We start from the raw sequence: 21059 nt of genomic DNA, 5'->3' as shown, positions 1-21059 counted from the left end.
GTCAACGCCCCTAGGGATCGGAGCGGCATGAGCAGAGTCGACGCCCACCACCACGTGTGGGACCTGACTGTCCGGGACCAGACCTGGATGGTCGGGCCCGACTTCGCCCCGATCCGCCGCAACTTCAGTGCCGAGGATCTCGCCCCTCTCGCCGCCGCCGCGGACATCACCGCCACGGTCTTGGTGCAGACAGTCAGCGTCCCGGCCGAGACCGGCGAGTTCCTGGAAGTTGCCGCAAGCAACGACTTGGTTGCCGGCGTCGTGGGTTGGGTGGACCTGACCGCGCCCGACGTCGCCGACGTACTGGCTGAGCTCCAGGCCCGTCCGGACGGTCAGTATCTGAAGGGAATCCGGCACCAGGTGCACGATGAGCCGGATCTCGAGTGGTTGCTGCGCCCCGACGTACAACGTGGTCTGGCCGCAGTCGCCGACGCCGGCCTCGTCTATGACCTCCTCACCAGAGCCCCGCACCTACCGGCGTCGATCAAGGCCGCCCAAGCCCTCCCACAGCTCTCCTTCGTCGTCGACCACATCTCCAAACCGGTGGTCGGCGGTCCTCTCGACCCCTGGGCCACCGACCTCCGCGCCCTGGCCGCCCTCCCCAACGTGACCTGCAAACTCTCCGGCATGGTCACCGAGGCCGACTGGTCCACCTGGACCCCCGCCGACCTCAAGCCGTACGCCGACGTAGTCCTCGACGCCTTCACCCCGGCCCGCGTCATGTTCGGCTCCGACTGGCCCGTCTGCCTCCTAGCCGCCCCCTACGCCGACGTAGTCGAGGCCGCCGAAACCCTCACCGCCCATCTGACCCCCACTGAACGCGCATCCATCTTCACCACCACAGCCACCACCACCTACAACCTCACCCCCTAACGGCCCCGCGGCCGGCAACTCGGCCGGCGACGTACGGCGGTGGTTGCTCGCCGCTGCGGCCGATCTACAGAGACGGGTGGCTTGGGCCCGGCGCGTGGCTGAGGTGGATGGCTCGGTAGGCGATCACGTGCGCGCCGCCTGGGTCTGACGGGCTGTGGTTGCGGCCGGTAGTGGCGAGGCCTGAAAAGTGACTCGTTGTGGCGGGTTGTGGCGAACATTCCCGCAGGAGCTTCTCGTCCCCTTCCGCATCTGATGGGTTCACCCATCCGCTTGTGGGTTCTGCACCCGCATGCGAGTCCAGAACCCACCACCTCATGGGGTAACCCATCAGATGGCGAGACCCCGGGGGTGCTGGGGGTACTGCCGCGCCCGGCGGCACTCGCTAAGTGGTGCATTTTCGTCACCGAGTCCCTAGAACTCGGCAATTAACGCGACCGGCCCCGCGGTGCGGTCGGTCGGCTCGCTATGGGTGAGTTTTTCGGCGCATGGGCCCGAAAAACTCACCGATAGCGCGGAACAGGCCCGACGCCGGTCGTCCCCGGCCACTGGGTGGAACATTTTGTGCAAATGGCGACCAGAAGTTTCCACTCAGCGCAGCTCCTGGACCCCAGCCACAGCCCGGAAGCCCAAGCAACGGGCAACGCGGTCACTAACCGCACCATCCCCTCAGCCCCGCGCTCAGCCTGGCCACCCGTCACTGTAAATCGGCCGCAGCGGCGAGCAACCACAAACTCACGCCCCCGGCCGCAGACGGAATGGCGAGCAACCACCCCGCCGTACCGGCCTAACCGCACCCAAACACACCTCTGTGGAAACTAATTGCCACGGAGAGGCAGTAATCATCCGCAAAGGGCTCGACCTTGCTGCGCCACGGCACGGTCACCTGCCAGTTGGCCCCACTGTGGTTCGCCCGCATTTGAACGGATATCCGTCGAACTTGACGCTTCTCCCCTGAAATTTCGAGGGGAGAAGCGGCAATCTGAGGGGAGATCCCCTGAAATGGCGGGTGGCGGGCAGCAGGCGGGAGGCGGGAGGCGCGGCAGGCGGCAGGCGGCAGGCGGCAGGCGGGAGGCGGTGGGGGGTGGGGATTAGGTGAGGAGGCGGGTGGCTTGGGTGCGGCAGGTGGTCCAGGCGGCGTTGTGGGGGTCGATGAGTTCGAAGTGGCCGACGTGCGGGAGTTCGGTCATGGTGACGGTGTCGCCGGCGGTGCGGGCCGCGGCGAGGTAGGTCTGGCTTTGGATGAGCGGCACGGCGGCGTCGCGGTTGCCGTGGATGAGGGCGACCGGGACCTTGAGCGGGAGACGCTGCAGGGGGGAGGCATCGGCGTACCGGTCTGGGTGGGCTTCGGGCGTGCCACCGAGAAACTCCTGTACGGCGCTGCCACCGACCTGCTGGCGATAAGCGGCGGCCAGGTCCAGTACGCCGGCTTGTGAGACCGCGCCGCGGAGGCGGACCCGCGGAGAGGGGCGGGACGCGGCCCAGAGGGCTAGTTGGCCGCCGGCGGAGTGGCCGATGGCGATGACCCGGGTGAGGTCGATGCGGGGCTGGTCGGCGAGGGCGTCGATCGCGGCGGCGACGTCCTCGAAGGTGGTGGGCCAGCCGCCGCCGTTGCCGACGCGGCGGTACTCGATGGCGTAGCCGGCGATGCCGTACTGAGCCAGGTCCGCGGCTAAGGGCGTGGCGAGGCTCATCCCGTACGCGCTCTGCCAGAAGCCGCCATGGATAACCACGGCCGTCGGCACGCGAGCCGTACCGGGTGGCAGGTGGAGTTCGGCGATCTGGGACTCGTCGTCGCCGTACGAAAGCTGCAAGGCATCGGAGGCGGCGGCGGGCCTGGCGGTGCAGCCGGCCAGCGGCAGGGCGGCAGCGGCGGCGAGGAGAGCCCGTCGGTTCATCACGACAGTTCTTCGAGGCCTACGCGTCCGCGGATGGGTCCACGGCGAACTCGACGCGGACCCCGAGCAGCCGGACCGGGCGGCGGAGCTCGAACTTCTCCAGCAGTTCAAGCGCGGTCGACGCGATCACCTCGGGATCCTGCGTGATCGCCTTGAGCTTGCGGCTCTTGATCGGCGTGAAGAACGACGTGAAACGGACCTTCACCCAGACGCGCTGGATGCTGCGGCCCTCCGCGACCACATCCCGCGTCACCTCGACCGCGATCCGACGCAGCTCCTCCGCGACCTCGGCAGGCGTGGCGAGATCGTGTTCGAACGTCTCCTCACGGCTCCGCGACACCGGCTCCCGCGGTACGTCGGTCACTTCGGTGTCGCCGAGTCCGCGTCCGAGGGCGGCGTACCAGGCACCCATCTTCGGCCCGAACCGCTTCTTCAGCTCATCGACATTGGCAGCCGCGAGTTCTGCCACCGTCGTGAGCCCGAGCTCCTGCAGATTGCGCTCCATCCGACTGCCGATTCCCCAGAGCTCGCGGACCGGCCGATGATCCATCACCTCGCTCCAGTTCGCGGCCGTCAGCCGATAGACGCCGGGCACGTCGGCACCGGCGCCCTCGAACGACGAGGCGTGGGATCGCGGCTGCTTGGCGAAGTTCGTCGCCAGCTTCGCCCGCGTCTTGTTGTCCCCGATTCCGACCGAGCACGTCAGCCCCGTGCGCTCCACGACCGCGGCCCGCAGCGCGTTGGCCAGCTCTTCGGGAGGGCCGGCAGTCTCGGCGCCGACGAAGCATTCGTCCCAGCCCCACACCTCGACCACGACCGGAAACGCCCGCAGCGTGTCCATCACCTCGGCCGAGGCAGCGTCGTACGCGGCCGGATCCGACGGCAGGAAGACCGCGGCCGGGCACTTCTTGTACGCCGCCCGGATCGGCATCCCCGAGTGGACGCCGAACTCACGAGCCTCGTACGACGCGGTCGCCACCACCTGACGTGGTTTCGTGGGATCGCCCGAACCGCCCACCACGACCGGCAGGCCGCGCAGCTCGGGCCGGCGCCGGATCTCGACGGCCGCGATGAACTGGTCCATGTCCACATGCAGGATCCACCAGCTCATCGCGACCTCCCGTCCACAAGCAGAGTCAGCTCGACGCACTCGCGTACGTCCGGAGCCCACGCTGCCACAGCAACCGGATCAGCAACACCGCAACCGCCGACAGACCGATGCCGAGCGCCACGGAACCCCAGCCGAGGTCGCCCGACAAGGCTTGCACCGGGTACGACGTTGCGAACGCCACCGGGAACGCGAACGTCAGGAAGGTCCGCACCGCCACCGGGAAGAACGTCAGCGGGTACCGCCCGGCCTCGACTGTGCTCAGGTAGACCACGCCGATCGCCCCTACCGACTGAAGCCAGAACGCCAGATACGACATCGCCGACCACACCGCCGTGAGCAGCACCAGTCCGCAAGCAGCCAGTACGACGGCCTGCAACACCTCGCCGAAGTCTGGCGTCAGCCCCGACTGGACGAGTCCGAAGACCAGAACAATGATGCCGCTGGCAACATTGCTGAGCTCGGCGACGTTGATCCACCGGAAGGTCAGATAGAACTGGCTCGACACCGGCCGCAGCAGGACGGCGTCCAGTTCACCTTCGGTCAGGTACGACGTCATCCGGTTGAGGTTGGGCGCGATGAATGTCGCGATCAACCCGGTGACGACCTGGTAGACCCCGACGAGCGTGATCACCTCTGCCCGTGTCCACCCGTGCACCTCTTGGGTGAACCCGAACAGCAGCAGGGTCGGCACGATCCCGAGCCCCAGCTGGACCAGCCCGACCAGCAACGTAGTCAGGAAGTGCGCGCGATAGTGCGTTTCCCGTACGACGGCCTGCGCGAAGAACCGTCGCCACAACCGCAGGTGTCTCATGCGCCCACCGCCGAGTACGCGCGGATCCCGGCGGCCCAGACGACGCGGGCGAGCAGGGCTGCGCCGACGACGTACCCGAGCTGGATCGTGAGACCTGTCAGCAGTTCGCCGCCGGACAGGTTGCCAGCGACGATCTCGACCGGGAAGGACACCGTGTAGCGGTAGGGCTGGTAGTCGACGAAGCCACGTGACCACTCCGGCATCAGCGCCAGCGGTACGACGGAGCCGGAGAGCACAGAGCCGATGATGACCCGAGCCTGGACGAGTGCGCTCACATCGTCCATCCAGAAGGCGAATGCCGCGATCAGGATGTCGATCGTGAAGACCAGGATCGCGCCGAGCGCCAGGGCGAGCACGAACAATGCCCAGCGGCCGACGCCCGACGGGACGTTCATCGAGTCGCGGAAGATCCACCAGACCAGGCCGAGCATCGGGACCAGCGCGAACAGCTTGAGGAACTTCTCCGACAGGTTGTTCGCGACGAACCCGAGCAGCAGCGACGCCGGCCGGACCATCCAGCTGGACAGCTTGCCGAGCCGGATGTCGTTCGCGAGGAAACCGGCCATCCATGACGAGGTCGCCATCGTCGCGATGCCGAGCAGGACGAAATACGTGGTGACGTACCGCTGATCCACCGGGAGCTGGGCGCCGTTCGCGAGTGCCGTCCGCCAGATCAGCAGCGAGATGAGCGGCGTACAGATGTTGGCCAGCATGAAGATGACCCACGAGCCGCGGTAGATGGACTGCTGCGCGACCTCGGCAGCGACCATCCGGCGCAGGATCCTCAGGTTGCGGATCATGACGCCTCCCCGCGATGCTCGAAGAGGTCGCGCATGATGTCTTCGATATCCGCGTCCGCGACGTCCAGGTCGACGAGCGGACCGAGCCTGGTGAGCTGCTCCAAGACCTCGCCCGTGCGTTCGCGATCCGCCTCGAGCCGGACCGTCAGGCCGGTGACCTCGACCGCACCGACCCCAGTCAGCGCGCCGACCTCGACAGGACTCGCGTACGTCGCCCGCACCAGCTTGCGTGGTTGTGCGGTCCGGACGAGATCATCGAGTTCGCCGTCGAACTGCAGCCGGCCGTGGTCGATGATCATCACCCGTGAGCAGAGGGCTTCGATGTCGTCCATGTCGTGGCTGGTGATCAGGATCGTCGTACCGCGGAGCTTGTTGACGTCGGCCAGGAAGCTCCGCACCCGCGCCTTCGCGACCACGTCGAGGCCGATCGTCGGCTCGTCCAGGAACAGGATCTCCGGGCCGTGGACGAGGGCGGCCATCAGCTCGAGCTTCATCCGCTCGCCGAGTGAGGTCTTGCGGACCTGGACGTTCAGCAGATCCTGTACGTCGAGCAGTTCCGCGAGTTCGGCGACATTGCGCTCGAACTCCTTGGTGGACAGGCCGTACATCTCCTTGTGCAGCAGGAGACTCTCCATCGCCGGCACGTCCCACCAGAGCATCGTCTTCTGGCCCATCACGAGCGCGATCCGGCGCAGGTAGTCGTGCTTGCGGTCCGACGGCGTGTGGCCGAGGACGTCGAGGTCGCCGGATGTCTTGTACAGCAGGCCGGACAGCATCTTCAGCGTGGTGGTCTTGCCGGCGCCGTTCGGGCCGAGCAGGCCGACGACCTCACCAGGTTCGATGGTGAAGTTGATGCGATCGACGGCCAGCCGGGTCTCGTACTTGCGTCGTACCAGGCTCTTCAGAGCTCCGCCGAGACCGGCGCGCTGCTGGTGGAACGTGTAGGTCTTGGTCAGATCACGCGCAGAAATCGCATCAGTGGGCGTCACAGGTGGAGCACCGCTTTCGAGAGAGCTGGACAGGACCGGGCAGCAACCCAGGGCCCGTCACGGCACCGCGATCCCGAAGGATGGCGGGAAAATCAACCGTGCGCGCAGCTATCTCGAAACGGGGTAGTCACCGCTCCGACGCTAATACGGAGCAGAGAGTGATGTCCACCGAGTTAGAAGTCATCAATGGACTGAACCTCGCCCCGGCTGTCAACGGCCGGAGCGAGGCCCGCCCGACGAACTACCGCACCAGGACGATCGAGTTGATCGGGGTGTAGTCATATGCCCCGTACGTGCCGGTCGCACGCAGGGGGTCGGTGCAACGGCCGCCGTCGCGGTCATAGCAGATAGTGAAGCCCGCACCGCCGGTCTGGTTGTTGATCGCGTACTTGATTCCAGTGACGTTGGACAGGTTGTGTGCGCCGTAGCTGTACCAGATGTTCTTGCTGAGAATGGTGCCGTTCGGTTCTTGCAGACAGACAGCGCCGCTGGGGCAGTTCGCCAGTACGCCGTCCGTCGTGGCACTGGCAGTCGGCATCAGCAACGCGCCGGTCCCGACCACCGCGGCGGCAATTCCAGCAGCCGTCATCGCAAGCTTCCGCATAAAGTTCCTCCTCACAGGTGAGGCCCCCCGACGGGACCCGTCACTGAACGTAGCCCAGTGATTGCGGAGAGGAAATCCTTTCGAACTCAGTCGAACAGGTTCTCCAGGAAGGACTTCTGCTTCTTCTTGTGGTGCTGACCGGAGTAGCCGCGGTCGTCGTACCGGCGCTGGTCCTCGTACTTGCGGTCGTCGTCGTACCGCTTCTTCTCCTCGTACCGCTTCTCCTGCGGCGGCGCGTTGAACCGCGCCTCGGCGTCGACCAGGCGCTCCAGCTCGCCGCGGTCGAGGAAGATCCCACGGCACTCGCCGCACTGGTCGACGGTGATCCCACTACGTTCGTACGTCCGCATCGCACCGCGGCACTTCGGGCAAGTCAGGGTCTCCATCGAGCAACCCTAAGTGACGAAAACCCCGAAATGCCGCGCTTTCAGCGAACTCTCAGCAACTTACTCCGTGCACCGCCAACTCACTTGAAGCGGGCGAGGCTCATTTGAATTTGGAGAGGAAGGCTTTGACGATCGGGCCGGCTGCCTTGCCGCCGGACGCGCCGCCTTCGACGATGACCGCGAAGGCCACGTCACCGCGGTAGCCGACCATCCAGCCGTTGGTGCCGACCTTGCCGTTGGTGACGACCTCCGCCGTACCGGTCTTGGCACCGACCGTGCCGCTCTGGGCGAGGGCGTGGGCGGTGCCGCCGGTGACGGTGGTGCGCATGAAGGTGCGGAGGGCGGCGACGGTGTTCGCGGGCAGCGGGGAGGCCGCCGTACCGGCTGCGTCCTTGCCGGGGACCAGGACCGGCTTCATCGCGGTGCCGTGGGCGACGGTGGCGCCGACCAGGGCGATCGCGAGCGGGCTGGCGGTGACGGTGCCCTGACCGATCATCGAGGCCGCCTCCTCCACGTCGTCCTTCGGCTCCGGAACCTTGCCGCCGTACGCCGGGATGGACAGCTGCAGGTCACGGCCGATGCCGAACATCGCCGCAGCCTTCGTCATGCCGTCCTTCTGCAGCCGTGCGTGCTGCGAGATGAACGCCGTGTTGCAGGACTGGTTGAACGCCTTCTGCATGGTGCCCGCGCCGTACGCCGCGAGGGCGTCGTAGTTCTTGAACGTCTTGCCGAACACGTTGATTGTGTCGGTGCAGGGCAGCGAGCTGTTCGTGGTGAGGCCGTTGCTGAGCAGGGCGGCCGAGGTGACGGTCTTGAACGTCGATCCGGGGGCGTAGCGACCCTGGAAGGCACGGTTGTAGCTGGTGATGTCCGGGCCGTTGGCCGCGGCCAGGATCTCGCCGGTCGATGCCTGCACGGCGACCAGCGAGGCGTGCAGCTTCTGGGTGGCCAGCGCGGCCTCGGCGGCACCCTGCAGCTTGGTGTCGATCGTGGTCTTCACCGGCTTCCCGGCGACACCCTTCTGGGTGAAGACCTCCTTGATCGTCAGCTTGGTCTTGCCGTCGCGCAGGCTGACGATGCCACCGGGCGTGCCGGCCAACTGCTGCTGGAACGCGTACTGCAGGCCGTTCACGCCGACCTGGTCCTGCGCCGACGCGGTCGGGCCCGCGTTCTTCAGCGTGTCTTCGTTCGCCAGCTTCATCGAGCCGAGCAGCGAGCGGGCGAACGTCGGGTTGGCCGCGAGCGACTGCGTGCCGCCCATGGTCAGTACGCCGGGCAGCTTGCCCATCGTCGGCCGTAGTTTCTCCCACTGCTCCGCGCGGATCGTGATCGCGTCGACGAACTGACCGGCCGGAGCCGCCTTCGCCCGCTTGGACAGCTTCGCGCCGTCCACGTCGAGGTTCTTGGTGAAGGCCGCGTATGTCGCCGGCGTGGCGACGTTGCCGGAGGCGACGCCCACGATGACGACCGGCCGGTTCGCGGTCAGCGCCGCGCCGTGCCGGTCCAGGATCGAGGCGCGGGCCGGGAGCGTGCGGACCCGCTTGAGGTAGTTCGTGCCGTCGCCGAGACCCGGGTAGATCGTGTCGCCGGCCGCCTTGACCTTCCAGGCGTCGCCGACCTTCACGGCGGTCGCCGTACTGGTCCACTTCATCGCGCCGATCCCGCGCAACTGCGCCTCGACCGCGAGGTCCTGGGTGCAGGTCGCGTCGTCGGCGCACTTCACGTCACCGGTCGGTACGACGGTCACCGTGCTGGCCACGATCGCCGTGTCGACGTCGTCCAGCCGCTTGCCGAACGTGGTCGGGTTGTCGGTCAGCGCGGCGGCGTCGGTCGGCTTGCCGTCCGGCGCCCAGGCCTTCACCCAGGCGTCCGCGAACTGCTTGACGACCTGCGCGGAGGCCTGTTTCTCGTCGTTCGGATCGGCCTTCCCCCCGTCGCCCGACTTGCTGTCGGAACAACCAGCGGTGATCAGCAGACTACTCAGGCAGACGACAGCAGTGGTTCGCTTCACGGTTCCAACTCTCGCACGACGATTGGCAAACACGAGGGCGAAACTACTCAACCCACCCAAGTACGACGCAGGTTCCGGCCGCGGAGTTGTCGTATTCTGCACGATTGTGACCCGCCTAGCCCTGCACAGCCGGCTGCTTCCCGGTACCGAAGAGGCCTACGAGATCGAGCACGCCCGCGTCTGGCCCGAACTCGTCACGGTGATGCGCGCCGCCGGCATCGCCGACTGGTCGATCTGGCGCAGCGGCCGCGACCTGTTCCACCTGGTGGAGTGCGACGACTACGAAGCCGCCGTCGCCCGGCTCCGCCAGGACCCCACCGACCAGCGCTGGCAGCAACACATGGCCCAGTTCGTCGAAGGCTTCGCCCAGAACCCCGAAGGCGTCGCCGGCCAGTCCCTCCGCCACGTCTGGACCATGAGCGAACAGACGGACTAGTACATCTCCCAGACCAGTACTTCGGCTCCGCCGGGACCCGCGGTGAGCCGCCGCTGACCGGAGTCGGTCAGCCGCGCGGCGTCCGCCGTACCGAGTTGTCCCATGCCTTCCAAGTCTGCTGATCCGTCAGCAACGAAGACGTGCAGGTACGGCGCTTCCGGCAGCACCACGCTTTGTGAACCAGCCAGGCGGGCTACTGAGAGGCCGGCGGACTGCTGGTGGAGCGGGATCGCCGTACCGCTCGCGTGCTTCGGCAGGCCCGAGGTGACTGGGATCAGCTCACCTGTGTTGAGGTCTACGGCGGCTTGCGCGTACGACGGGGTTAGGTCGAACTGGTCTGGACGGACCCACATCTGGACGTAGTGGACGGGGTCGGCCGTGTCGTTCCACTCCGAGTGCTGGATGCCCGAGCCGGCGGTCATTCGCTGGACCAGGCCCGGATGGACCACGCCACTGCGCCCGAGCGAGTCGCGGTGGGCCAGGGCGCCTCGTAGTACCCAGGTGACGATCTCGAGGTCCTGGTGGGGGTGCGTGTCGAAGCCGGTGCCGGGGGCAACCACGTCGTCGTTGTGGGCGACCAGGAAACCGAAGCCGACGTTGGCCGGGTCGTAGTACTGGCCGAACGAGAACGAGTGCCGCGACTCCAGCCAGTCCTCCGACGTCACGAACCGCTCAGCCGCCCGCCGAATCTCCACGACTACTAGTAATACCCCTTCTGCCCGTCAAGCAGCTCACGCATGGTGTCCAGCTGGCCGACATGGCGGGCGGTTTCCTCGACCATGTGGATCACGATCCAGCGCAGGTTCGGGACGAAGTCGGTCTGCCGGCCGAGGTCGTCCAGGGACTCGGCACCGGCGACGATCTCATTCGACCGCTTCCACTGGGCATCGAACTCGTCGAGCAACTGGGCCAGCGGTACGCCGTCCACGTGCATCTCGGCGTTCTCGACATCCTTACGGAAGGCCGGGTTCTCCGCCTCGGGAGCGTTCAGGTAGACCACTTCGAACCAGAGGTGTTCCATCCAGCGCAGATGCGACACCAACCCGGCCGGCGTCATCAGCGGGGAGTCCGGGAACACAGCCCGGTGCTCGTCCTCCACTCGCAGGCCCTCGAGCTTCCGCCGTACCAGCAGCCTTTGCAGGTCCAGCCAGCCGATCAGTTGGGTCCGCTCGTCGGCCACGATCGGCGGCCGTGCCTCATAGAGATTCACCCGAGCACCCAACCACACACTGTGGATGCCATAAAAAGGGACTCCGGCCGCTCGGTGGGCGGCCGGAGTCCTGACGTGGGGGTTGGTCAGCCGGTCGGCTTGCCGTCGTCGGAGCCGAGGGTGGCGGTGACGTCCTGGGATTTGCCGGCCCGGGTGAAGGTCACCTTGACCTCGTCGCCGGGGCGGTGCGAGCGAACTGCGGCGACCAACGCGTCCCCTGACGCAATCGCCTTGCCGTCCACAGCGGTCACCACATCGCCCGCTTGCAGACCTGCTTTGTTCGCCGCACCGCCCGGCGTGGCCTCGCCGAGGCGTGCTCCACTGGTGAGCCCGTCGGTTGACTGCGCGTCGCCGACCGTTACTCCGAGCCGCGCATGCGTGGCCTTGCCCTTGGCCACCAGCTCGTCGATGATCGGCTTGGCCTGGTCGATCGGGATTGCGAAGCCCAGGCCGATGTTTCCGCCGGCGGATTGTCCCGATCCGCCCGCGGTCTTGATCGCGCTGTTGATTCCGACCACCTGGCCGGCGAGGTCGATCAGGGCGCCGCCGGAGTTTCCCGGATTGATCGCGGCGTCCGTCTGGATGGCTGGGAAGACCGTCGTACTGTCCTGCTCCTCGTCGCCCGAGGTGACCGGGCGGTCGAGGGCCGAGACGATCCCACTCGTCACGGTGGACTGCAGGCCGAACGGCGACCCGATCGCGACCACGCCCTGGCCGACGGCGAGTTTGCCGCTGGCACCGAGGGTGGCCGGGGTCAGGTCGGTCGCGTCGGCGTGGATCACGGCCAGGTCGGTCAGCGGGTCGAGCCCCTTGACCGTCGCCGGCACCGTCTTGCCGTCGTTCAGGATCACGGTGATCTTGGCGCCCTGCCCGGCGCCGCCGACCACATGGTTGTTGGTGACGATCAGGCCGTCCTTGCTGATCACGATGCCCGAACCGGTCGCCGCACCCTGCTGGGTGGAGACCGCGATCTTCACCACGCTGCCCATCACCTTGGCCGCCGCGTTCTGCACCGAGCCGTCCGGCGCCGAGGCCGGTGCGGCCTGATTGCCGTTCAGCGGTGCGGTCACGGACGGGCTCGCACTGTTCGTGTCGTTCGTGGCCGAATACACCGCAGCGGCGCCCACGCCACCGGCCGCCCCGACCAGTAGCGCGGTCGCGGCCACGATCGCCAGGCCCATCCGCTTCGGCTTGGCCGGTGTGGGAGCCACCGGCTGCTGCTGCGGACCGAAGGGCCAGTTCGGGCCGGGGGACGCCCCCTGATGCGTCCCCGGCGCTGCGAACTGCGGGTAAGCGCCCCCACCTGAGGGGTGCTGCCCCGGCTGACCCAGCTGCGGTCCACCCTGCGGCGCGAAATGCTGTTGCTGATGTTGCCCATACATCGGCAACTGCTGCATACGCTCCGGCGGGTTGGAGCCGAAGGGGGCTTCCCCACTCTGCGGCTCGGGCGGCTGGTTGTCGGTCATGACGAGTACTTTGGCCGCCGGACCTGAGAACGCCCTGAAGATCCCGTCAGAGCTACCGAAGAACTGTGTGAAGATCCTCTGAAGGCTGCCAGGAACCTCCCAGACAGGCTCAGCGCGTCTGGGTTGCCGCGTGCGGCAGCCAGAGCGTGAACTGCGCTCCGGCGCCCGGTGCGTTCCGGGCGTAGATCATCCCGCCGTGCTGCTCGGCCGCATGCTTGACGATCGCCAGTCCCAGCCCGGAGCCGGGCCGGCTACGCGCCTCACTGGACCGGTAGAACCGCTCGAACACATGCGGCAGGTCAGCGTCGGCAATGCCTGGGCCGGAGTCAGTGACAGTCAGTACGCCGTCCTGTAGCCGCACCGTCACCAGGCCGACCGGCCGACCGTCTGTCGGTGCATCCTCAGGAACGCTGTACTTCGCGGCGTTGTCCAGCAGGTTCGTCACGGCACGGCCGAGCAGCCGCTCATCACCCCACACCGGGAACGGCTCGATGCTGACATCCCACTCCAGGTTCGGAGCACGCCGCCGTACCTTGATCAACGCGTCCTCGACCACGTTGGACATCTCGATCAGCTCCGCGTTGCGGATCTGCGGGGTGTCGCGAGCGAGCTCCGTCAGGTCGCCGATGAGGTTGGTGAGCTCGTCCATCTGAGCCCGTACGTCGTCCAGTAGTTGCTGCCGGTCTTCCGGGCGCAGCCCGCCGCGTTTGTCCGCTTGAGCGAGCAGGTCGAGGTTCGTGCGGATGCTGGTGAGCGGGGTTCTCAGCTCATGCCCCGCGTCACCGATGAGGCGTCGCTGTCTGTCTTGTGAGCGTGCCAAAGCCGCGAGCATGGAGTTGAACGACATGGCGAGTCGCGAGATCTCGTCCGACCCGTCGATCGGGATCGGTTTGAGTTCGGCCGTCCGTGCGACATGCTCGGCAGCACCCGACAACCGCGCCAGCGGGCGCAGGCCGGACGCGGCGATCGCGTTCCCCGCGATGGCCGCACCGATGACACCGAGCAGACCCACCGCCCACAGCACGATGCCCATGTTGTGCAGTGTCCGGTCGATCGGCTTCAAGGACTGGGCTACCACCAGCGCGGCCGGCTCCCAGTCGGTGTCGACGTCGCAGTCTTCACGACCGGTCGGCTGGGCGCAGTACAAAGCCGGTACGGCGACCACGCGGTAGTGAGTACCCATCGCGGCGCCCACAGTTCGCTTGGTGATCTCGTCCTGATTCTGGGCGACCGCCAACTCAGGAGCCTGCATGGGAGGAAGCAAGCTGTCCGAGTTGCCCACTCGCTGTCCGTCGGCTGTGTACACCCCGAGCAAGATGTCGCTCAGGCCGAGCGCCTCAGGACCGAACTTCACCAGGTTGCCCTGCCGCGTGAGGATCTGCTGCTTGGCGGCCTGGCTGGCGCGGTCGGTGAGGCTCTTGTCGAGGTTCTGGTACATCTGCTGCCGCACCGACACGTAGGCCGCGATGCTGACGAAGGCGACCGCCAGGCCAACCGCAACCGCGGCGAGCAGTGTCACCCGCGCGTGCAGACTCAGCTTGTGGAGCTTCTCCTGCCACCAACTCTGGGTGCTGGCGACCACTCTCCGCCCGTTGCTTTGGGCAACGGGTTGTGCTTCCGGCCGGGGCTGGGGTTGTGGTGCGCGGCGGGCGTAGGACGGGAAGTCGTTGGGACCGGTCACGGTGGGGTGTCCCGGAGTACGTAGCCGATGCCTCGGACCGTGTGGATCAGTCGGGGCAGGTCGTTGGTTTCGGTCTTGCGGCGGAGGTAGCCGATGTAGACCTCGAGCGAGTTGGCGGTGGTCGGGAAGTCGTAGCCCCAGACCGCGTCCAGGATGACGGCACGCTCCAGCACCCGGCGTGGGTTGCGGATCAGCAGCTCGAGCAGCGAGAACTCGGTGCGGGTCAGCTGGATCGGTACGTCGCCACGGTGCACCTCGTGCGCGTCCACGTCGACCACGAGGTCGGCGTACTGGAGGACTTCGCCGCGCGGGCCGCCCTCGCCGGGCGTGCTGCTGCGGCGCAGGAGGGCGCGAAGGCGGGCGAGGAGTTCCTCGAGCGCGAAGGGTTTGGTCAGGTAGTCGTCGCCGCCGGCGTCCAGGCCGTCCACCCGGTCCGCGACCGCGTCGCGCGCGGTCAGCACCAGGATCGGCACGTTGTTGCCTGCGGCCCGCAGCGCCTTGGTGGTCTCCAGACCGTCCAGCCGCGGCATCATCACGTCCATCACCACGACGTCCGGGTCGACGTTCCCGATCACGGCCAGCGCCTCGGCGCCGTCGGAGGCGGTGACGACCTCGAAGTCGTTGAACTCCAGCGAACGGCGCAGCGAGTCCCGGACCGCCCGGTCGTCGTCCACCACCAGTACCCGCATGCCGCTTCTCCGCTCGAGGTCGAGTGGGCGGTCCAGCACAGACCACCGCGAAACCGAGAGTAGGCGGTCCCCTTGAGAAACGCCTGAGAACCCGCTGATCACCGCCGAAGGACGCGTAAATTGCAGACCGTGGACATCGTTGAATTCACCCCGGACAACGAGCAACTCACCTGGACCTTCGGCGGGGCCGCGCCGCTACGGAGGGTCAAACCCGGTACGGCGATGCGGCTGTGGACCGAGGACGCGTTCTGCGGCCGCCTCCGGAGTACGACGGATCTGGCCAGCGCGAGTCTGAACATGCCGTTCGTGAACCCGCAGACCGGGCCGTTCTACGTCGAGGGTGCTGAGCCGGGGGACACGCTCGTCCTGCACTTCGTCGAGCTCACACCGGCGCGCAGTTGGGGTGCGTCGGCGACGATCCCGTTCTTCGGTGGTCTGACCAGCACGGACCGGACGGCGACGCTGCAGGATCCGTTGCCCGAGCGGACCTGGATCTATGAGGTGGACACCGAGCGGCAAACGGTCGGGTTCCAGGCGCAGGGGAGCGAACTGGAGCTCGCGCTGCCGATCAACACCATGCTCGGCACGGTCGGGGTGGCGCCGGCTGCGGGTGAGGTGCGCTCGTCGCTGGTCCCGGATGTGTTCGGCGGGAACATGGATACGCCGGAGATGAAGGCCGGGGCGACGTGCTTCCTGCGGGTGAATGTCGAGGGCGCCCTGTTCTCGGTGGGTGACGGTCACTACCGCCGAGGTGAGGGCGAGTCCTGCGGTACGGCGGTCGAGGGCGCGATGAACGTCGTACTGATCGTTGAACTGCTGAAGACGCCTGGGCCGGCCTGGCCGCGGATCGAGAACGACGACTACCTGGCTGTGGTCGGGTCGAGTCGGCCGCTCGAGGATGCTTGGCGGGCTGGTCAGGTCGACATGGTCGGCTGGCTCGGTTCTCTCTACGGCCTGGACAAACTCGACGCCTACCAACTGCTGAGCCAGATCAGCGAGGTCCCGTTGGCGAATGTCGTCGACGCCAACTACAGCGTCGTCACCAAGGTCCCGAAGCGGTTGCTCCCGCAAACCGAGGTCTACAACAACATCCACACCCACCTCCGCGACCTGGCCGCGACTGTCTGACTCAAGCGAAAGCCGGTACGACGTCCGTCGCGAACCGCTGGAGCGGTTCGTGGTCGTAGGCGACGCCGGGGATGTAGACCACGACGTACTCGATGCCCGCCTCCTGCAGTTGCTCCAGCCGGATCCGGATCTCCTGGGTGGTGGCGATGTCGGCCGGTGCCCCGGAGCCGCCGCCAGCGCCGATTTCCCGGAACTCGTCGACGGTGTAGCGCCCGCGAGCCTTCGCGCTGGCGGTCACCGGGTCTGCCCCGGCGTCGACCGGGAACAGGTTGAGGCTGGTCGACTTGACGATCTCGTCGTAGTCGCGGCCGACCGCATCGCAGTGCGTTCGCAGGACCGCCAGCTTGTGTTTGATGATGTCGACCTGACCGGTGCCGAAGTTGCAGGCATCGCCGTACCGGGCTACCAGGCGGAGCGTCACTCGCTCGCCTCCACCGCCGATCCACAGCGGTGGTTTGCGGCGCGGTTCGACGATCGGCTTGTCGACCGAGTGGTAGGTGCCGTGGAAGACGACATCGTCCTCGGTCCACAGGCGGTGGATCAGCTCAACGGATTCGGCGAACGAACCCATCCGCTCCTTGAGTGAGGTCCACGGGTAGCCGTAGGCCTTCCACTCGTGGTCCGACCAGCCGGCGCCGAGCCCGGCGTACAAGCGGCCGTGGCTGGCGACGTCCACGGTGGCGGCGATCTTCGCGTACAGCGCCGGGTTGCGATAGCCGTTACAGCCGACCAGCTGGCCGATCTTGACCCGCTGGGTGTCGCGGGCCAGCGCGGCCGTGGTGGTCCAGGCCTCGAACACTGCCTCGCGGACCGGCTCGGGAACCGTGTGGAAGTGGTCGAACAGCCAGATCGAGTCCCACGGGCCGGCGTCAGCGGCTCGGGCGACGGCCGTCATCGCCTCCCACTTCTGGATCGGATCGTCGAACTCGACCAGGTCCATCCGCCATCCTTGCGGAACGAATACTCCGAACTTCATCGATGCTCCTTGGGGTACGACGGGAGATCGCGACGCCGGTCAGGCACAGGGCGCCGCCGATCAGGGCGAGGAGGGCGGGGGTTTCGCCGAGGAAGATCCACCCGAGGGCGATGGCGACCACAGGTACGGCGTACACGGTGACGCCCATCTTTCCGGCCGTGGTGCGGCGGAGGGCGAACGCCCAGGTGGTGAAGCCGAGCGCGGTCGGGAAGGCCGCCAGGTAGACGACCCACCAGATCGTGGTTGCGCTTGCGGTGTGCAGTTCGTCGATCAGCGTCGGGGTGAAGGGGAGGCACGCGACCGCGCCTACGGTGCAGGCGAGCCAGGTCACCTCGGCGGCGGGAAGCCTGCTCAGTAAGGGCTTCTGGGTGACGACACCGACGGCGTACGCGATGGCTGCGATGAGGCAGAGGACCACGCCCCACGTCTCCGCGTGGCCGGACGAGGTCGACGTACCGATCACGACGATGCCGGCGAAGGCGACCAGGCCGCCGATGACCAGTCGGCGGGGGAAGCCTTCGCCCAGGGTGAGACCGGCCAGTACGGCGATCAGCAGCGGCGCGATGTGGACGAGCATCGCCGCGGTACCGGCGTCCAGGCGGCGCTCGGCTTCGTTCAGCGCGACGTTGTAGACGCCGAACCAGAGCAGGCCGCAAGCGAGGAGCTGCGGCCAGTCGCGCTTGGCCGGCCAGCGACGTACTCCTGGCTGGGCCCAGAGGAAGAGGCCGAGCAGGAGGCTGCCGAGGCTCAGCCGGGCCAGGGACAAGGCGCCGGCCGAGAACTCGGTGCCGAGGTGCCGGATGGCGACGAACGACGAGGCCCAGAGGACCACAGTGACCGCCGCTGCGATGGTTGACTGCTTCTTCACTCTGTTTACTCTAGGAAGATCGATCACCGTCTCCCATGGCGATATGAACTGGAGAACGTCCGGATGGTTGCCGAAATGAACGCAGAAGGCGCACGCCTCCTTCAAACTGAGAAACCGGTGATTGACGAGCTGAATCTGCGCCTGCTGACCGAACTGTCGGCGGACCCGCGGTTGCGAACCACCGAACTGGCGCGACGGCTCGGGGTGTCGGCGCCGACCGTGCGGGAGCGGGTCGCGCGGCTGGAGGAGTCCGGGGTGATCCGCGGGTACCGGCTCGAGGTGGATCCGGCGGCGTTCGGGCTGCCGGTCGCGGCGTGGGTGCGGCTGCGGCCCGGGCCGGGGCAGATTCCCCGGATCATCGCGCTGGCCGAGCGGACGCCCGAGGTGGTCGAGTGCCATCGAATCTCTGGGGAGGACTGTTTCCTGATCCGGGTGCAGGTGCCCACGATCGCCGGCCTGGAGGGCGTACTCGACAAGTTCCTGGTGCACGGTCAGACGACCAGTTCGTTCGTCGTCTCGTCGCCCGTCCCGCCCCGGTCGGTACCGCTTGTCCGTCAGATGGGCACCGACCACCGCTGAGGGTGGTCTGCATCACTACGCTGTTGCCGACTTCAGTGACATTCAGAGGACCTCCGGAAGGACCTGCCCCATGGCTGCCGACAAGTCTGTCCGCAGAGTTGCCCTGCTCACGGCCGGTGGTCTTGCGCCGTGCCTGTCGTCCGCCGTCGGCGGGCTGATCGAGCGCTACACGGAAGTAGCGCCCGACGTGGAGATCATCGGATACCTGAACGGGTATCACGGACTGCTCAGCGGGCGGCACGTCGTCGTCACGCCCGAGGTGCGGGAGAAGGCGGCGCTGCTGCACAAGTTCGGTGGCAGCCCGATCGGGAACAGCCGGGTGAAGCTGACCAACACCGCGGACCTGGTGAAGCGCGGTCTGATCCAGGACGGACAGAACGCGCTGCAGGTCGCCGCGGAGCGGCTGGTTGCGGACGGCGTCGACGTACTGCACACAATCGGTGGCGACGACACCAACACGACCGCCGCGGACCTGGCGGCGTACCTGCAGGAGCACGACTACGACCTGACCGTGGTCGGCCTGCCGAAGACGATCGACAACGACGTGATCCCGATCCGGCAGAGCCTGGGTGCGTGGACCGCGGCCGAGCAGGGCGCGCTGTTCGCCCGCAACGTCGTCGCCGAGCACAGCTCGAACCCGCGGATGCTGATCGTCCACGAAGTAATGGGCCGCAACTGTGGCTGGCTCACCGCGGCGACCGCGAAGGCCTACCGCGACTGGCTCGACGAGCAGGAGTGGAACCCGGGCATCGGCCTCGACGAGTCGAGCTGGGACGTGCACGCGGTGTACGTGCCGGAGGCAACAGTCGACCTGGACGCGGAGGCCGAGCGCCTGCGCAAGGTGATGGACGAGAACGACTGCGTGACCATCTTCCTGTCCGAAGGCGCCGGCGTACCGTCGATCGTCGCCGAGATGGAAGCCCGCGGCGAAGAGGTCGGCCGCGACCCCTTCGGTCACGTCAAGCTGGACACGATCAACCCCGGCGCCTGGTTCGCCAAGCAGTTCGCGGAGCGGATCGGCGCCGAGAAGACGATGGTCCAGAAGAGCGGCTACTTCAGCCGTTCAGCCGCCGCCAACGACGCCGACCTCGCCCTGATCAAACAGTGCACCGACTTCGCCGTCGACGCCGCCCTCCGCGGCGAGAGCGGCGTAGTCGGCCACGACGAGGAACGCGGCGACGAACTGCGCGCCATCGAGTTCCCCCGCATCGCCGGCGGCAAAGAGTTCGACCCGACCGTCGAGTGGTTCACCAGCCTGAAGGCGACGATCGGCCAGTCGTAACTCGCTCGAACTCACCGCTTTGTGGAAACTCCTGGTCGCTCCGCGGCAATTAGTTTCCACAAAGGTGTGTCTGGGTGCGGTTAGGCCGGTACGGCGGGGTGGTTGCTCGCCATTCCGTCTGCGGCGGGCCGGTACGGCGGGAATGGTTGCTCGCCATTCCGTCTGCGGCCGGGGGCGTGGGCCTTGGGTTGCTCGCCGCTGCGGCCGATTTACAGTGGCGGGTGGCTGGCGCCGGTGCCTGGCTGAGGGGGATGGTGCGGTCGGTGACCGCGTGGCCGTTGTTTGGGCTTCCGGGTTGTGGCTGGGGTCCAAGATCTGCGCCGAGTGGCGGGTGCGGGGCGGATGGTTGCTCGCCATTCCGTCTGCGGCCGGGGAGGTGGGTTTGTGGTTGCTCGCCGCTGCGGCCGATTTACAGTGGCGGGTGGCTGGCGCCCGGCGCGGGGCTGAGGGGGATGGATCCGTCGGCGACCACGTTCCCGTTGTTTGGGCTTCCGGGTTGTGGCTGGGGTCCAAGATCGGCGCCGAGGAGACGGTTCTGGTCGCTATTTGGACACAACGTTCCATCCAGTGAGCGGGGCGACCGGCAGCGGGCATGGTCCGCGTTATCGGTGAACTTTTCGGGTCCATGCGCCGAAAAAGTCACCGGTAACGCGCAGCCGGACCCCAGCCGTGGGGTTGGGCGCGCCAATTGGTGAGTTTTGGGGACTCGGTGACGAAAATCCACCAATTAGCGAGGGCTGCCGGGCGCGGCAGTACCCCAGCACCCCGGGCCTCACCACCTGATGGGTTAACCCATGAGGTGGTGGGTTTTGGACTCGCATGCGGGTGCAGAACCCACAAGCCGATGGGTGAACCCATCAGAGGCGGATGGGGGCGAGAGCCTGTGCGGGAGCGGCCGCCGCAACCCACCACAACGAGTCACTTTTCAGGCCTGCTCGCTACTGGCCGCAACCGAAGCCCGGAAGCTCAGGCAACGGCCACTGTGGTCGCCGGCGGATCCATCCCCCTCAGCCCCGCGCCGGGCCTCAGCCACCCGTCACTGTAAATCGGCCGCAGCGGCGAGCAACCACAAACCCACGTCCCCGGCCGCAGACGGAGTGGCGAGCAACCACACCGTCGTACCGGCTCGGCCGCAGTCGGAGTGGCGAGCAACCACACCGTCGTACCCGGCTCGGCCGCAGTCGGAGTGGCGAGCAACCACACCGTCGTACCCGGCTCGGCCGCAGTCGGAGTGGCGAGCAACCACACCGTCGTACCCGGCTCG

Annotated in this window: 21 protein-coding genes; 5 read left to right on the top strand and 16 right to left on the bottom strand. The window is 67.3% G+C overall.

What is annotated here, in order from left to right:
* Positions 1-27: 27 nt before the first annotated feature.
* Positions 28-873 (top strand): amidohydrolase family protein, encoded by an 846-nt coding sequence (locus tag ACFVWG_RS15425; protein WP_391543930.1) that lies wholly within the window; start codon positions 28-30, stop codon positions 871-873.
* Positions 874-1961: 1088 nt separating this feature from the next.
* Here the strand turns inward: ACFVWG_RS15425 and ACFVWG_RS15420 are convergent.
* The 8 genes from ACFVWG_RS15420 to ACFVWG_RS15385 all read right to left on the bottom strand — a co-directional run bounded on the left by ACFVWG_RS15420 (position 1962) and on the right by ACFVWG_RS15385 (position 9480).
* The gene (locus ACFVWG_RS15420; protein WP_391543929.1) at positions 1962-2768 is read right to left on the bottom strand and encodes an alpha/beta hydrolase family protein; all 807 of its coding nucleotides are present in this window, start codon (positions 2766-2768) and stop codon (positions 1962-1964) included.
* 19 nt (positions 2769-2787) lie between these two features.
* Positions 2788-3879 carry a DNA polymerase IV gene (locus ACFVWG_RS15415; RefSeq protein ID WP_391543928.1) on the bottom strand — a complete coding sequence of 364 codons (1092 nt, stop codon included), beginning with the start codon at positions 3877-3879 and terminating at the stop codon, positions 2788-2790.
* A 25-nt stretch (positions 3880-3904) separates the two neighbouring features.
* Positions 3905-4690: an ABC transporter permease gene (locus tag ACFVWG_RS15410; protein WP_391543927.1), complete on the bottom strand. Its 786-nt coding sequence runs from the start codon at positions 4688-4690 to the stop codon at positions 3905-3907.
* A complete protein-coding gene (locus ACFVWG_RS15405; protein ID WP_391543926.1) occupies positions 4687-5490 on the bottom strand; it encodes an ABC transporter permease in 804 nt (267 codons plus the stop codon). Before ACFVWG_RS15405 ends, ACFVWG_RS15410 begins: the two co-directional genes overlap by 4 nt.
* Entirely contained in the window at positions 5487-6479 is a 993-nt protein-coding gene (locus ACFVWG_RS15400; protein ID WP_391543925.1) for an ATP-binding cassette domain-containing protein, read from the bottom strand. Before ACFVWG_RS15400 ends, ACFVWG_RS15405 begins: the two co-directional genes overlap by 4 nt.
* A gap of 241 nt (positions 6480-6720) precedes the next feature.
* Positions 6721-7083, bottom strand: a complete 363-nt coding sequence (locus ACFVWG_RS15395) for a hypothetical protein (protein WP_391543924.1) — start codon at positions 7081-7083, stop codon at positions 6721-6723.
* A gap of 86 nt (positions 7084-7169) precedes the next feature.
* Positions 7170-7469: a zf-TFIIB domain-containing protein gene (locus ACFVWG_RS15390; RefSeq protein WP_391543923.1), complete on the bottom strand. Its 300-nt coding sequence runs from the start codon at positions 7467-7469 to the stop codon at positions 7170-7172.
* 100 nt (positions 7470-7569) lie between these two features.
* The gene (locus tag ACFVWG_RS15385) at positions 7570-9480 is read right to left on the bottom strand and encodes a penicillin-binding transpeptidase domain-containing protein (RefSeq protein WP_391543922.1); all 1911 of its coding nucleotides are present in this window, start codon (positions 9478-9480) and stop codon (positions 7570-7572) included.
* A gap of 106 nt (positions 9481-9586) precedes the next feature.
* On the opposite strand from ACFVWG_RS15385, the gene ACFVWG_RS15380 reads away from it, so the two are divergent.
* The gene (locus ACFVWG_RS15380; protein ID WP_391543921.1) at positions 9587-9916 is read left to right on the top strand and encodes an L-rhamnose mutarotase; all 330 of its coding nucleotides are present in this window, start codon (positions 9587-9589) and stop codon (positions 9914-9916) included.
* Here the strand turns inward: ACFVWG_RS15380 and ACFVWG_RS15375 are convergent.
* The 5 genes from ACFVWG_RS15375 to ACFVWG_RS15355 form a co-directional block, all read right to left on the bottom strand.
* Complete coding sequence (locus ACFVWG_RS15375; RefSeq protein WP_391543920.1) at positions 9913-10611, bottom strand: pirin family protein; 699 nt, start codon at positions 10609-10611, stop codon at positions 9913-9915. The two genes, ACFVWG_RS15380 and ACFVWG_RS15375, sit on opposite strands and share 4 nt — an antisense overlap.
* A 5-nt stretch (positions 10612-10616) precedes the next feature.
* Positions 10617-11126, bottom strand: coding sequence for a DUF664 domain-containing protein (locus tag ACFVWG_RS15370; RefSeq protein ID WP_391543919.1), 510 nt, complete (start codon positions 11124-11126; stop codon positions 10617-10619).
* A gap of 86 nt (positions 11127-11212) precedes the next feature.
* Positions 11213-12592 (bottom strand): trypsin-like peptidase domain-containing protein, encoded by a 1380-nt coding sequence (locus ACFVWG_RS15365; RefSeq protein WP_391543918.1) that lies wholly within the window; start codon positions 12590-12592, stop codon positions 11213-11215.
* 109 nt (positions 12593-12701) lie between these two features.
* Positions 12702-14174, bottom strand: a complete 1473-nt coding sequence (locus ACFVWG_RS15360) for a sensor histidine kinase (protein ID WP_391543917.1) — start codon at positions 14172-14174, stop codon at positions 12702-12704.
* A 95-nt stretch (positions 14175-14269) separates the two neighbouring features.
* Positions 14270-14962 carry a response regulator transcription factor gene (locus ACFVWG_RS15355; RefSeq protein WP_391543916.1) on the bottom strand — a complete coding sequence of 231 codons (693 nt, stop codon included), beginning with the start codon at positions 14960-14962 and terminating at the stop codon, positions 14270-14272.
* 129 nt (positions 14963-15091) lie between these two features.
* Here ACFVWG_RS15355 and ACFVWG_RS15350 point away from each other — a divergent pair, with 129 nt between their 5' ends.
* Positions 15092-16090 carry an acetamidase/formamidase family protein gene (locus ACFVWG_RS15350; RefSeq protein ID WP_391543915.1) on the top strand — a complete coding sequence of 333 codons (999 nt, stop codon included), beginning with the start codon at positions 15092-15094 and terminating at the stop codon, positions 16088-16090.
* 1 nt (position 16091) lies between these two features.
* Here the strand turns inward: ACFVWG_RS15350 and ACFVWG_RS15345 are convergent, their stop codons facing one another.
* Together ACFVWG_RS15345 and ACFVWG_RS15340 are read right to left on the bottom strand one after the other, a co-directional pair.
* A complete protein-coding gene (locus tag ACFVWG_RS15345) occupies positions 16092-17030 on the bottom strand; it encodes an LLM class F420-dependent oxidoreductase (protein WP_391543914.1) in 939 nt (312 codons plus the stop codon).
* Complete coding sequence (locus ACFVWG_RS15340) at positions 16960-17934, bottom strand: DMT family transporter (RefSeq protein WP_391543913.1); 975 nt, start codon at positions 17932-17934, stop codon at positions 16960-16962. Before ACFVWG_RS15340 ends, ACFVWG_RS15345 begins: the two co-directional genes overlap by 71 nt.
* Before the next feature lie 117 nt (positions 17935-18051).
* Here ACFVWG_RS15340 and ACFVWG_RS15335 point away from each other — a divergent pair, with 117 nt between their 5' ends.
* Together ACFVWG_RS15335 and ACFVWG_RS15330 are read left to right on the top strand one after the other, a co-directional pair.
* Complete coding sequence (locus ACFVWG_RS15335) at positions 18052-18513, top strand: Lrp/AsnC family transcriptional regulator (RefSeq protein ID WP_391543912.1); 462 nt, start codon at positions 18052-18054, stop codon at positions 18511-18513.
* A gap of 70 nt (positions 18514-18583) precedes the next feature.
* Positions 18584-19795, top strand: a complete 1212-nt coding sequence (locus ACFVWG_RS15330) for a pyrophosphate--fructose-6-phosphate 1-phosphotransferase (protein ID WP_391543911.1) — start codon at positions 18584-18586, stop codon at positions 19793-19795.
* A gap of 1036 nt (positions 19796-20831) precedes the next feature.
* Here ACFVWG_RS15330 and ACFVWG_RS15325 read toward each other — a convergent pair.
* Positions 20832-21059, bottom strand: a 228-nt coding sequence (locus ACFVWG_RS15325; RefSeq protein ID WP_391543910.1) for a hypothetical protein, incomplete at its 5' end; no start/stop codon positions are given.

Source organism: Kribbella sp. NPDC058245, assembly GCF_042882005.1.
Lineage (GTDB): Bacteria > Actinomycetota > Actinomycetes > Propionibacteriales > Kribbellaceae > Kribbella.
Note: the sequence above shows the minus strand (reverse complement) of the source record. Positions and strands in the feature narration are given on the sequence as shown.